Source organism: Adlercreutzia equolifaciens (assembly GCF_029076695.1).
GTDB classification, from domain to species: domain Bacteria; phylum Actinomycetota; class Coriobacteriia; order Coriobacteriales; family Eggerthellaceae; genus Adlercreutzia; species Adlercreutzia equolifaciens_A.
Map to the genome: position 1 here is coordinate 1 of NZ_JARFIK010000658.1, position 287 is coordinate 287.

1 protein-coding gene is annotated in these 287 nt (G+C 42.2%); it reads left to right on the plus strand.

The annotated features are described in order from the left end of the window. Nucleotides 1-94: 94 nt before the first annotated feature. Nucleotides 95-287, plus strand: a 193-nt coding sequence (locus PZH32_RS14000; RefSeq protein ID WP_275208879.1) for a hypothetical protein, incomplete at its 3' end; no start/stop codon positions are given.

Here is a 287-nt window from a genome sequence, read left to right on the forward strand (position 1 = left end):
CATCCCGGAAAATTTGCGAATGGGAGACAGAAACTCTATGCGAAAGTGTTTTACGCCGTTACTGGGATATGCGGAAGTATACAAGACAACTTTTATGATAGTAGTTCATGTGAATAAGCAAAGCGGAGTTTACGGAAGAAAGAGAATAGCGGATAGTTCGGATATATGGGACTCGTCAAGAGCTGTTCTGATGCTTGGAGAGACGCCAGAAAAGGGAATCAGATATCTGACGCAGGAAAAATCAAACTACGGAAAACTTGGGGAAACGGTACTTTATACATTGAGTG